At 48.6% G+C, this 12,897-nt stretch carries 12 protein-coding genes; 7 read left to right on the plus strand and 5 right to left on the minus strand.

All coding sequences use genetic code 11. The features are described from left to right. Nucleotides 1-107 precede the first annotated feature (107 nt). Nucleotides 108-914: an SDR family NAD(P)-dependent oxidoreductase gene (locus tag A0G03_RS01600; protein ID WP_048260078.1), complete on the minus strand. Its 807-nt coding sequence runs from the start codon at nucleotides 912-914 to the stop codon at nucleotides 108-110. A gap of 319 nt (nucleotides 915-1,233) precedes the next feature. On the opposite strand from A0G03_RS01600, the gene A0G03_RS01605 reads away from it, so the two are divergent. From A0G03_RS01605 to A0G03_RS01635, 7 genes are all read left to right on the plus strand, one after another. After that, nucleotides 1,234-1,722, plus strand: coding sequence for a winged helix-turn-helix transcriptional regulator (locus A0G03_RS01605; protein WP_048260077.1), 489 nt, complete (start codon nucleotides 1,234-1,236; stop codon nucleotides 1,720-1,722). Further along, nucleotides 1,691-2,290 (plus strand): DUF1349 domain-containing protein, encoded by a 600-nt coding sequence (locus A0G03_RS01610; RefSeq protein ID WP_048260076.1) that lies wholly within the window; start codon nucleotides 1,691-1,693, stop codon nucleotides 2,288-2,290. The genes A0G03_RS01605 and A0G03_RS01610 overlap by 32 nt, the downstream gene beginning before the upstream one ends. Nucleotides 2,291-2,345: 55 nt before the next feature. Continuing rightward, nucleotides 2,346-3,242: an alpha/beta fold hydrolase gene (locus tag A0G03_RS01615; protein WP_048260075.1), complete on the plus strand. Its 897-nt coding sequence runs from the start codon at nucleotides 2,346-2,348 to the stop codon at nucleotides 3,240-3,242. A gap of 409 nt (nucleotides 3,243-3,651) precedes the next feature. After that, nucleotides 3,652-4,548 carry a LysR family transcriptional regulator gene (locus tag A0G03_RS01620; protein ID WP_048260074.1) on the plus strand — a complete coding sequence of 299 codons (897 nt, stop codon included), beginning with the start codon at nucleotides 3,652-3,654 and terminating at the stop codon, nucleotides 4,546-4,548. Between the two features lie 183 nt (nucleotides 4,549-4,731). Beyond that, complete coding sequence (locus A0G03_RS01625; RefSeq protein WP_241771505.1) at nucleotides 4,732-5,790, plus strand: alpha/beta hydrolase; 1,059 nt, start codon at nucleotides 4,732-4,734, stop codon at nucleotides 5,788-5,790. A gap of 12 nt (nucleotides 5,791-5,802) precedes the next feature. Further along, nucleotides 5,803-6,921: an NADH-dependent flavin oxidoreductase gene (locus A0G03_RS01630; protein ID WP_048260073.1), complete on the plus strand. Its 1,119-nt coding sequence runs from the start codon at nucleotides 5,803-5,805 to the stop codon at nucleotides 6,919-6,921. Nucleotides 6,922-7,541: 620 nt separating this feature from the next. Continuing rightward, nucleotides 7,542-7,808 carry a YjbD family protein gene (locus A0G03_RS01635; RefSeq protein WP_048260072.1) on the plus strand — a complete coding sequence of 89 codons (267 nt, stop codon included), beginning with the start codon at nucleotides 7,542-7,544 and terminating at the stop codon, nucleotides 7,806-7,808. Here the strand turns inward: A0G03_RS01635 and A0G03_RS01640 are convergent. The 4 genes from A0G03_RS01640 to A0G03_RS01655 all read right to left on the minus strand — a co-directional run bounded on the left by A0G03_RS01640 (nucleotide 7,805) and on the right by A0G03_RS01655 (nucleotide 12,871). Next, nucleotides 7,805-8,704 carry an HTH-type transcriptional regulator ArgP gene (locus tag A0G03_RS01640; RefSeq protein WP_072062026.1) on the minus strand — a complete coding sequence of 300 codons (900 nt, stop codon included), beginning with the start codon at nucleotides 8,702-8,704 and terminating at the stop codon, nucleotides 7,805-7,807. The genes A0G03_RS01635 and A0G03_RS01640 overlap by 4 nt on opposite strands. A gap of 192 nt (nucleotides 8,705-8,896) precedes the next feature. Then, nucleotides 8,897-10,870 (minus strand): methyl-accepting chemotaxis protein, encoded by a 1,974-nt coding sequence (locus A0G03_RS01645; protein WP_048260070.1) that lies wholly within the window; start codon nucleotides 10,868-10,870, stop codon nucleotides 8,897-8,899. Between the two features lie 169 nt (nucleotides 10,871-11,039). Further along, nucleotides 11,040-11,525: a GNAT family N-acetyltransferase gene (locus A0G03_RS01650; RefSeq protein WP_048260069.1), complete on the minus strand. Its 486-nt coding sequence runs from the start codon at nucleotides 11,523-11,525 to the stop codon at nucleotides 11,040-11,042. 149 nt (nucleotides 11,526-11,674) lie between these two features. Continuing rightward, on the minus strand, nucleotides 11,675-12,871 hold the full coding sequence (locus A0G03_RS01655) for an MFS transporter (RefSeq protein ID WP_048260068.1): 1,197 nt from the start codon (nucleotides 12,869-12,871) through the stop codon (nucleotides 11,675-11,677). Between the last annotated feature and the right edge of the window lie 26 nt (nucleotides 12,872-12,897).

A 12,897-nucleotide genomic window follows, 5' to 3' on the forward strand; every position in this document is an offset into this window, starting at 1 on the left:
TATGATAAGAGCATATTCATCACGCAGAGTTATTTAAACAGACATTATCTCAATGCAATGAATGTACCCCCCGTGTCAGTCCAGAAAAAATATGTGGATGATGATGATCAAACAGCACTCTTCACACTCTTAATAATTGAACTTTCAAACATCCCAGGTGCGTACTGTTGCAGGAAAAGAATCATCCCCGTCATCTTGCCAACCGGATTACTGAATTTAGGTTTTTTTGCCTCGATGAGATTACCGATAGTTCTCACTACGGCTTCCGGAGATTCGGCGTCCTCAATTCCTTTTTGCGTAGCGGCATTGGCCTGAAGACGATAAGAATCATAATCCTTAATACGTTCTCCGGTGGCTGCGACGGCATTATGGCCAAGATTAGTTTTAAACCATACCGGTTCGACCATACTTACGCTGATGTTGAAATGTTCAAGTTCAAAACGCAGTGATTTGAAGTAGCCTTGTACTGCATGTTTTGACGCGGTGTAGTAGGAGAGGTTGGGTGGCCCTATCAGGCCGACAATCGAACTGACCGTGATAATCTGCCCATGTTTTTGTTCTCTGAATAAAGGGAGAAGAGCATTCGTTACCCGCACAGTTCCCCAAAAATTGGTTTCGAACTGCTTCCTGCCCAAATCGATCGACGTTTCTTCAGCCAGGCCTGTCACCATATAGCCAGCATTATTGATAAGTACGTCTAAACGGCCAACTTCACTTATCACATTTTGTCTGAAAGCGGCAACGGAGTCCTCATTGTCAATGTCAAGTTTCAGCAATTTGAATGGGACATTGTGTTGGTGCTTCTCGGGTTCACGGCTGGTACCAATGACTGTGTGTCCGATTTTTTGCAGACTTTTGGCAACGAGCAATCCAAAACCTGAGGATGCTCCCGTGATGATGATCGTTTTTTTCATGCTGTTGTATCCTGTGAAGCACCGCTAACAAGCGATTTTTATGAAACCTGATGCACTTAGCTGACAGCAGCCGGCGCTGCTATTTCCCGCAACTGCAGAGCAATAAGCAGTGCTGCTGGCGTATCAGAAAAGAGGCCCTTGTCTATCTGGTCTACGCGTTCCTCAATATTGGACGCTTGACGAAATGGATGTTAGTATCGTTTAGATATTGAGTCAATACAAAAAAGATAGTTACAAGGGCGAGCAGCGTTCCCGGGTATCCAATTTTAAAAATGTGTTTTAAAATCAATTAAGTTCCAACCTAATTTTAGTGAATATTATGAAAAATAAAGATTTCTCAAGCGGATCTTGTCCTATTGCAAGAAGCCTAGTTTTTTTAGGGGATGCATGGACAGTGCTGATACTCAGGGATGCCCATGCCGGAATGACTCGTTTTGATCAATTCCGTAAAAGTCTGGGGATTGTGCCAACGATGCTAACCAAGCGACTGGCCTCACTGACTCAGGAAAATCTTCTGCAAAAGAGGCTGTATTCAGAACATCCACCACGCGAGGAATACGTTCTCACAGAGTCGGGACGGGACTTTTTACCTGTGCTGTTTATGTATGAAGCATGGGGACGAAAATACCGCGGAGAAGGTGAACTCATGCGGATCCTTGATGATGAAACTGGACTTGAAGTGCAGCCTGTCGCGATAGACCGTATTAACGGTGCTGAAATCGGTACCAGACCGTTTCACATCGTGCAGCCTAAAGATAGCGGAAATGTAACTCAAGATGGAGGCAGTAATGACATTGTCAGGAGCTGAGCAAAATACATGGATAAATCGTCCTGAATATTCAGAAGTTAGCGAAGACAGAATAGTCATAGTGCGTGATGCGCACACGGACTTTTGGGAAAACACGCACTATGACTTCAGCCATTACACCGGACATGCGTACGGGAAAGAAACTGAGAGCGATTTCACTTTTCAGGTCAGAATCAAAGCGGATTTCAAAACGCTGTACGATCAGGCAGGGGTTTTCATTGGAGGAACGAAGACTGCCTGGATTAAGGCCGGAATAGAATTTAATGATGGACAGCCAGCTATCGGATGCGTTGTCACTGACAATAACTCTGACTGGTCGACAGGAGTTTTTCCGGGAAATCCAGACGACTTTTGGATGCGGGTAACATCTAAAGGCGACGTCATACGCATACAATATTCGATTGACGGGAAAAATTGGCCCTTGCTGAGGTTGTGTACATGGCCAGGGACAGGAAAAAAATTCATTGGCGTCATGTGCTGTTCTCCTAAAAGAAAGGGATTAAGCGCCGAGTTTACCGACATCTTATTGACTCCTCCATTCGATAAGGAGCTTCACGACCTTTCGTAGTAACAAGCAATACCGATGTTCATAAATCCGCGGTTAAAAGGTCATGGAGTTTATTATGTACGGTCATATACGACATAACGGTGTCAATATTGCGTTTGAGAGTTTTGGCGATGAATCGACAGAAGTTATCATCCTTGTCGCTGGACTTGGATCTCAGATGATCAGTTGGTCGGATGCATTTTGTCAAAACGTTGTAAGCAGAGGCTATCGTGTTATTCGTTTTGATCACCGCGATGTAGGGTGTTCCTCACATTTCTACGACTCTCCTGTTCCAAATATGGGGGAGGTTAATAAAGCCATGTCAGCAAACCGTCAACCAGACGTTCCTTACACGTTAGATGATATGGCGGGGGATTTAATTGGTCTGATGGATGGCCTTTCCATCGCAGCGGCACATTTTGTAGGCAGGTCGATGGGGGGGATGATCACCCAGATTATTGCCGCTCATCACCCTGAAAGGGTGCTGTCGCTCTCAATAATTATGTCGAGTTCCGGAAACCCTTCTTTGCCACAGACAACGTCGGACGTCATGGCTCTGATGACGCAGCCTGCTCCCAATCCTTTCCTTAATGAACCCGAATATCTCAATCACCGCCTGCGACTGGCTGAGCGGTTAGCGGGTAAGATCTATCCCTTTGATGTCGAAAGGTACCGCAGCCAATTCAAAGAGGAACTCAGGCGTTCTTTCAACCCTGAGGGATTTGCAAGGCACATGGCGGCGCTTGTTGCTTCTGGAGACAGGCGGGCACTGCTAAGCAGGATAGCGGCTCCGACACTGGTGATCCACGGAACTGATGACCCTCTGTTTGTACCTTCACATGGTGAAGACGTTGCCATAAATATCCCAGGAGCGGAATTTATGCTTATTGACGGCATGGGACATGATATTCCGAATCAGCTAAATACTCTCGTTACTGATGCTGTAGTACGGATCGCACAATGCTGGCATTAGAGATCCTCGTTACGTCCTTCTGCCAGCAAAGGTTCTCGTCGTAAATAACAAGGCTGCCCACGGCGCAACAGCAAACCTCATAGACCAAGCCCTAATATCTAGGGACGCTGGTTTTCTTTTGAAAAGCAGGTGAGGGCACGAAATTATTCTTTATCAGGAGGCTAGATGATCTACAAAATTGTTGATTTCTTTAGAAGCCACTGTGAGATATGAACTTATTTATCCATGCAGAAAAGAGCAATAGAGCCCATTCTGCTCTGAGGCCGCATCAATTAGATCGACGATATGGGTCGTGCGTTCAACTGAAAACACGTTTCGGTTGAGAATATCTAATGGGTTTAATGCACATCGCGCGCTATTGGGCCATCAGATGGTATAGTCAGCGTTGATTAATCAAGAGAGATTATCAATGCGCAGAAAGAATATTAACGATTATCAGGCTTTTATCGCGGTTGCGCGTGAACAAAGTTTCACCAAAGCAGCAGCACAGTTGGGTGTCTCACAATCTGCGTTAAGCTACACAATCAGAACGCTGGAGGCACATCTGGGTATTCGCCTACTGACACGTTCAACCCGCAGTGTCTCGGTTACCGAAGCTGGCGAACGTCTCCTCAGTCGCATCGGGCCACATTTCGATCAAATTGAAGATGAAATCGCTGCACTCAGCGGGATGCGAGAAAAACCGGCAGGCACGGTACGCATCACCTCGGTTGAGCATGCAGCTGAAACCCTCCTCTGGCCTAAACTCGCGCCCATGCTCCTGAAATATCCTGATATCAATATTGAGATTATTAGTGAGTACGGGCTTAAAGATATCGTTGCGGAACGTTATGACGCAGGTGTGAGACTCGGAGAGCAGGTTGATAAAGACATGATCTCCCTGCCGCTTGCGGAAAACTTTAGTTTTGCTGTGGTGGGTTCCCCCTCTTACCTTAAAGGGAAGTCGGTTCCTGTGATCCCCAGTGATCTTAGCCACCATAGTTGCATTAAGTTACGACTTCCAACTCTGGGAAGCATTTATACGTGGGAGTTTTATAAGGAGGGTAATGAGATTAAAGTTCGCGTTGATGGGCAGGGGACATTTGCCACAATAAGTATGATGCGTCAGGCGGCTTTTGATAGCCTGGGTCTCGCATACCTGCCAAAAGACACGGTAGATGCCGAGATAAAAAATGGCAAGCTGGTTCAGGTTCTTGCTGACTGGTGCCCTCCAAGGCCCGCTTATCATCTTTACTATCCCAGCAGGAAGCAGCATTCGCGTGCTTTTATGCTGGTACTTGATGCTCTCCGATATCCCAGCATATAACTTCCCCACATAAATACCCCCGTCGACATGAATCTTATCGATTCGATTTTATTAAGAAAATACCTTTCTAAGCTCATGCACTATTAAGCATCTAATCTCTGAATATCATTGGAAGTATGATGATTTCTGAAATGACAAATGAACTATTCGCCGCTGTCATCGAATGAATGAAGGAGTCTTGCAATGAGCAATAAAACAGGTGGACTCAGCCGCCGAAATTTCATCCTGAAAAGCTCGGTTGTCTCAGCTGGCTTTTTGATGGCAGGGAAGGCATCAGCAGTACTTCCACCGACGCCGCGTGCTTCCGGAACGACAACCCATATTGACGGTGTCACCGTCCAGAGTGTCATGTTCAGGAATCACGAGATTATGATGTCGGGTAATATCTATCTTCCCAAAGGTTTCAGCGAAGATCAAAAGTATGCTGCAATCGTCGTGGTCCACCCCGGCGGAGGCGTAAAAGAGCAGACGGCGGGTCTGTATGCACTCAAGTTGGCGGGCGCTGGCTTTGTTACGCTTGCCTTTGATGCGTCACATCAGGGGGCCAGCGGCGGTTTGCCTCGTTTTCTTGATGACCCTATGAAACGTGTCGGTGATTTCTACAGTGCTGTCGATTACCTGACTACGCTGCCTTATGTTGATACCGCGCGCATCGGTGCTCTGGGAGTTTGCGCGGGTAGTGGCATTGCTGTGAAAGCTGCTATGACCGAGCGGCGTATTAAAGTGCTGGCAACAGTCAGTGCGGTAGATGTGGGTGCTGCAACCCGGAAGGGCTGGGAGGGTAATACGAATGAGTCTGAACTTATTCAGACTCTGGACGCTGTCGCTAAGCAGCGCTCGGCAGAAGCCGCGGGGGGAACCCCCGTCTATGTCAACTATGTACCTAAAATCGGGGACACTACAGCACCTCGTGATCTTCAGGAAGCCGCTGATTACTATTTAACAGCCCGCGGTAGATACCCGACATCAACTAATCAGATGCTAATGACCAGCATCAGCACACTGGCATCCTTCACTGGATTTGAAGGGGCGGATATTTACATCACACAGCCCCTACTGATGATAGCCGGAGGCAAAGCGGGGTCGCTCTGGCATAGCCAGCAACTGCATATCAGTGCTGCCTCAGAGCAAAAAGAACTCTATATCATCCCAAGCGCGACGCACATGGACCTTTACGATGGCGAGGGTGCAACTGCTGCGGCTAAAAAACTGGCCCCGTTCTTCAAAACAAATCTTGCATAAGAGAAATCATCGATGAAACACGCTGCACTTTTTGAAAAATTCTCACTGGGCCAGAGTATTACTTTACGTAACCGTATTGTCATGGCACCGATGACGACCTGGTCTGGTAACGACGACGGTACGGTGTCTGAAGATGAAGAGGCTTATTACCGTTTACGTGTGAAGGATATTGGTCTGGTCATTACTGGTTGTACGCATGTACAGGAAAATGGCATTGGATTTACCGGTGAGTTTGCTGCTTATGATGACAAATTTATTCCCAGCTTGAAGCGGCTTGCTGCAGCAGCAAAAAGCGGTGGGGCACCGGCGATCCTGCAAATTTTCCACGCAGGTGTCAAAACCCGCCCCGATCTCGTCTCTGACATTGTTGCTGCAAGCGCCGTTCCCGGGGATGCCGGTCCGTCGGCTCCCTCCGTCACTCCTCGTGAACTTCAAAATGAGGAAGTTCTCATGGTCGTTCAGGCCTTTGGTGAAGCAACTCGGCGTGCTATTGAAGCTGGTTTTGATGGTGTTGAGCTACATGGCGCACATGGCTTTTTACTGCAGAACTTCTTCTCACCACATTTTAATCAACGCACCGATTGCTGGGGTGGTTCTCCTGATAACCGTATGCGCTTTCCACTCGCAGTTGCCAGTGAAGTACGTAAAACTATTTCCGAATATGCCACTGGTCCTTTTCTGCTCGGTTATCGGATCACTCTTGACGAATCACATGAAGATGGCTTGCGCATAAAAGACTCTCTTCAGCTCATTGATAACTTGATAGATGTTGGTATCAACTATCTCCATGTTTCATTAGGTAATGCGTTGGAAGCTCGGCCAATCGACGGGCCGAACGGTCCTAAAATTATTGAAATCGTTCGAGACCATCTCGACGGTCGCATACCGTTCATTGCTGCGGGCCAGATCAGGACACCGGAGCAAGCCGACGACGCTATCGCGGCGGGCCTTTCTCTTGCCGCAATCGGTCAGGGACTGGTTATGAATCCTGACTGGGTTCGGATTGCTAGTGGTGAATCTTCAGATCCGATCGCTCTCGACGTGGCAGCTTGCGACATCGAGTCACTTGCTATCCCTCGAAAACTGTGGGGCATTATCGAAGACACTACGGGGTGGTTTAACGTTCGGTAAGCTCAGGCTTTCAGGGACATCTTTCACATCCATGAAGAAACACATTTACCTGACATATAATCCCTTAAAATACTGGTTCTGACGGGCATTGAGTGGGGGCCGGAAATGTGTTTTCGACAAATTTCTCGTTTATTCCATTTATAAATATTTATCCGGGCAGACACGCTGCCCGGATATTGTAGCCGGTGAACGCAACGCTAGATGATCTACATACAGCAGAAGCTGGCTGGTCCAAGTAATTATGGTTAGAGAGGGAAGTCAGAAATTACTAACATGTTGATTTATCGTAACGAGGATGTGGCTTATGAACTTATTTACCATTACAGTATATTTAACATAATATACATTATGCGAACCAATGAGCAGCCAGGCAGGAACTGGCAGTTTCGCTGAGCAAATCCCCGCATCCGGCAAAAACACTTTTTCCGGCATCAACAATCATTCAACTGTGTTAACGGTAACCATTAATTATTTACTACGGAAAGAAAAACCAGGCTGTCTTGATAAGATCCTGTTCTACCTCAAAAGCAGCAATGCTTTCTATTGGGTGCGATTTAGCTGGGACTCAGAGTGTTTTCCTCTACAATGTGTTTTCCAGCTCGCTTATTAGGTCCATTCCCATGCCCAGACTGACTCAGAAAGACATGACAGAAAGTGAACAGCGTCAACTTAAGACGTTACTCGATCAGGCGAGAAAAAAACAGGATCGTCCGCTGACCAACTCTGAAAGCAATCACATTAAAGATGATTACATCGATAAATTGATGAAGGAACGTGAAGCCGTGGCAAAGCAAGCGCGGGCCGATAAGAAGAAAAATAAATTCAAGCCTGATTCCTCTACAACCTATGAATGGTCTGCTAATACGAATTTACGAGGCCGCCGCTAGCGTCCCAACACGAATGATTGAAAAAGATGCCTAACGGCCGCTGATCGCACACTGTGACTTAATGCTTCCAGCGGCACAGAGCGGATATTCCAACGGTGCCAGTACAGGCGGATATCAATCGGGTTCCCGATTTGCAACGGCACCAGTTCGCCTTTTTCCGTATAAGGTGATGCCATATGTTCAGGGATCATCCCCCACCCTAGCCCTCTGAAAATGGCGCCGACAAAGGCTGCGGTTGAAGGGACAAATTGCTGAGGCGGTTCAATCACTTCAGGAACCAGCGATTCAATGAATAAGGACTGTAACCTGTCCTTATTGTTAAATATCAGAAGCGGCGCTTTCTGCAAACTGTCTGCATTAATGCCGTCAGCAAAGTACGTATCGTGAAAAATCTGTGAACAATAGGCGCGATAGCGCATCGTTCCCAGATACTCTACGCTGCATCCTTGAATCGGCTCCGAGCTGGCACTGACGGCGGCCATGACCCGACCTTCACGCAGTAACGTCGCTGAATGCTCCTGATCCTCAACAAGTATGTCGAGCAACATACCGGACTGGTGACAGGCATCTTCCATCGCATCCAGAAACCACCCATCTATAGAGTCCGCATTTACCGCCACTGAGATACTCTGTCTGGCTGGCATTTCAAGCGTACTGAAGAGCTCATTCTCCAACATATCTATCTGTTCTGCGTGCCGAAGTAACGCTTGTCCCGTCGGTGTTGCACGGCAAGGATTCCCCCTTACGATCAGTACCTGACCAAGCTGATCTTCCAATTGCTTGATACGCTGGCTTATGGCAGACGGCGTGACATGAAGTTTACGAGCCGCAACCTCAAAACTGCCGCTACGGACGATCTCCATGAACGCTCTCAGGCAAGGATAATTCAGGTGCATGGTTATTTTTTCTTAACAAGATCAGGATGATTTAATTTGCCTTAATTAAAGGAACGATACAACTTTCGCAACATTATGAATGCTATACGCGAATCGGGGAAAGTTTGGAGGAATGTGAACAAGCATTGCAGGCGTGTCAGTCGAATATATCAGCCCGACAACCTTATGGTTGCCGGGTGACCGTGTTTCTGTTTATCTTAAAAGCGCATGAGGTAAAGCGTGCTGCTGTTCCAGACGGAAATGCTCTATCGTTTGCGCCAACAGCATGGACTGATCTTCCAGCGAACTGGCGGCGGCAGACATCTGCTGTACCAGTGCGGAGTTTTGCTGCGTTACGCCATCCATTTCATTGACGGCAATCGTTACCTGACTGATGCCTTTCGCCTGCTCATCCGATGCGGTAACAATCTCACCGATAATGCTTTGTACCGAACTGACGGCATGCGTCATATCCTGCATGGTTTTACCCGCATCGTTCACCAGTTTCACTCCACTTTCAACACGCTTGCTGGACTCTTCAATCAGTGCGGCAATTTCTTTCACCGCGCTGGCGCTGCGCTGTGCCAGGCTGCGAACTTCCGATGCTACAACGGCGAATCCTCTTCCCTGCTCACCCGCTCGCGCCGCCTCTACCGCCGCGTTCAGCGCCAGGATGTTGGTCTGGAAAGCGATGCTGTTAATCATGGCGGTAATGTCGCCAATTTTCTTCGCACTATCGTCAATCTGCGACATCGTCTGCACCACCTGACTAACCAGCGATTCACCGCGCTGAGCTATCTTCGTGGCATTCTCTGTCAGCGTCGTGGCCTGATGGGCGTTGTTGGCATTATGTTTCACCGTGGCGGTGATCTCTTCCATGCTCGCTGCGGTTTGCTCCAGCGCGGCAGCCTGCTGCTCCGTACGCGAGGCAAGGTTGAGGTTGCCGCTGGCAATTTCCGCAGCGCCTTGTCGCACGGAATCACTGGCGTCTTTGATCTGTCCGACCACCTGACGCAACTGTGATTGCATCGTATTCAGCGCGAAGAACAGGCTGCTGCGATCGTTGTCTTTCACGTCAATCACATTACTCAGCCGCCCTTCGGCAACAGACAGCGCGATGGTTGCAGCTTCAAGCGGCTCGCCGCCAATAGGTTTAAGCACTTTACGGCTGAACACCCAGCCCAGCAGCGCGCTCACCAACAGAATGCTGATCACCATCATGATGACAGCATTGATCAACTGGCGCTCAGACGCGGCCATCACTTGGCTCACTGGCGCCACAATCCCGAGATACCATTTTTCCGTGCTGTTGCCGATGGTGACCGGCTGCCAGGTAACCAGCGCTTGTTCGCCCAGAATCGCATCGTCGTGCTGTACCACGGAAGACGTGAAATTGTCAGTTGGCCCTTGCCAGGCTTTGCTCGTCTGAGATTTATCAGGATAAGAGATGACTTTACCCGCGCTGGATAACAGCATTGCGTAACCACCGCCTTCCCAAGGTTTAATCTGGTTAACTTTTTGCTGCAATGATGCAAGAGAAATGTCTGACGTGACGACGCCCCACAACTTCCCCTGACTGACAATCGGTGCGGCGACTGACGTCAGCAGCGTTGGAACGCCGTTATAAGCATAGGTGTAGGGTTCGATTAGCGTATCTTTCTGGCTCTTTTGCGGCAGCAGATAGTAATCGCCTTGGCCTGGAGTCAGATAAGAAAGCAGAGGATGCATGGCATAATTACCTGCCTGATCGCGGTCAACAAACCAGGCGTAGCGACCTTTCGGTGCCTGACCCGGTTGATCGGCAAACTCGGCATCACGTCCGTCAAACACATTCTCTTCAAAAATGACTGAAATCGAAAGGTATTCCGGGTTATCCCGCAGAGCATATTCCATAATTTTATCGACCACTGCGCGGTCTTTTATGCCTGCGGATGGCAAAGCAGCCAGCCCTTGCCCGAGGTTATGCGCTACATCACGTGCGTAGTTGAGTTCCTGCTGAATTCTCAGGGCTTCGCTTTGAGCTATTTGCTGTAAATAGCGTTCGGCCAAAGACTTTTGTTCACTACTAGACTGCCAGCTGAGCACGCCGATGGTGACAGCAAAACCGAGTGCGATGGTGAATGCGCCAGTTAGCAATACCTGGGCGCGGGTGCTCATTGTCTTTTTTTGTATTAATTGTTTGGCCATTATGGCTCTCCTGGTGTTGACCCTTATCGTAATCAACATTCCCTTGCAATGAGTTCCCTGCTATTTGTCTATCGGCGTTTTTTTTTTGAACTTTAGCGGCGCAGGAATGAACAAGAGATAAGGGCTGGAGGCCAATGGTCGTCGGAGATCGTTTTTTTACGTCATAGAGTTAGCCGCAGTCTGATGATGAGCCCGTTTCCAGACTTTTGTGCATGTTAAAACCAGTAATCTGGAATCCCTGTTTTTCATATAACGCCTTGGCGACTGAGTTACCCGTAGCCACTCTCAGTCCGACTTCGTTGATGCCTAACGCGGCAACCACCACGTCCATCGCTGCCAGTGACGCTTTACCGAATCCGCGGCCACGCCACGCTGGCAGAAGGCAAAAATCAGATATCCAGGCAGAGTTTCCGTTCAGAATCACCCACAAATAGCCGATGACGTCTTCATTGTCTAAAGAATGAATGCACCATAATTTATTGGCTGGCGTGTGAGTACTCTGCGGCAGCGCAACATCGATGGATTGCGTGGCGATCGCCCTCGCCTTTTCCGCGTCATATCCTCGGGACTCTTGTAAATCCTGAGCATATTCCAGAATAAAAAACTGACGATAATCGGGATAATCCGACTCGGTCATATCCGTTAAATTTACCATTGTATTCACTTTACCCAACCCGAGTGACGGCCAGCATCACGGCTGTTATTAAGCAGTTTCAGCCATCACGTAATTTATTTTCAATGTAATCAATATAATGACACAATCAGCGCGGTTCCGATAATACGAAACGAAACCGCGCAGAAACGTCAGGATGCGGTTTCAGATGCCGTTCTGGTCGCCCGATCGTGAGCGGAAGAAGAACAAAGAAAGGCCAGAATCACCATGACAAGCACCGGCAGCATGGCGATGCGTAACCCCGCCACTTCGCCAAGAAAGCCCAATGCAGGCGGACCCACGAGAAACGCAAAGTAGCCTAATGTTGCGGCAATAGTGACGCGAACAGCGCTGTTTTCTCCACTTCCTGCGGCAGAAATCGTGAGCGGGAACCCCAAAGATGCGCCAATACCCCAGAAGATAACCGCAGCGGCGGCCAGCAGTGGCGCATCGGAGAAGATGACCAGCGTCAGCCCCAGTGCGGCAGAAGCGGCACTGAATCGGAGAACATTGACCTTGCCGAAGCGATCGACAAAATATCCTCCAGCAAAGCGGCCCAACGTCATACCCGCCGTAAACCCGACATACACTAGCGTCCCCGTCGTATGGCCGAAGTTATGACCATCGATCATCAGTAACGGCAGCCAGTCGTTGGCAGAGCCTTCCGCAAGCGCCATCGCAAGAATAACCACACCCAAAATCAACAGCCGACTGTCTTTAAGTTCGTTGAAAACCTGAGTCTTGTAGTTCCCTTTTTCCTCTTGCCCGGAACTGGCCAAATCACTCAACCACGGCATTTGACGCATCAGCAAAATAGCGGTGAGCATCGACAACGCAACCACGACGACAAAATGCAGTGTCGTATTGATGCCAAAAGCCGTCATTGCCATCCCTGCCAGTGCACCAACCAGTGTTCCCAGGCTGAAGAATCCATGCAGTGTTGTCATCAGACTTTTATTCAGGTGTTGTTCAAACGCCGCACCTTCAATGTTGATGGCGATGTCAACCAGGCCGACACCCGCACCGAAAATCAATAGCCCCATAAAGGCACTGGGCGTGCTCCGAATCGAAAGTGAAACAGCAAGCACAAGTAACCCAAGCAGAAGCAGCAGAAATCCACTGGCCATGGTTTTACGAATGCCGAGGACGTTAATGACTTTACCCGCAGCCAGTACCCCTAACATGGAACCACATGAAAAACCGAACAGGATCATGCCCATTGTTTCCGTTGAAGCGTTCAGAACATCACGCATAACAGGGGTTCGGGTCACCCAAGTTGCCCACGTAAAACCGGGGATGAACATCAGCCCGAACAGGGCGAATTTATTGATAGCGGGTTTTGTGGTCATAGCTCTCATCGTCTTTATTTAAAAGC

This window comes from Pectobacterium peruviense (assembly GCF_002847345.1).
Classification (GTDB): Bacteria; Pseudomonadota; Gammaproteobacteria; order Enterobacterales; family Enterobacteriaceae; genus Pectobacterium; species Pectobacterium peruviense.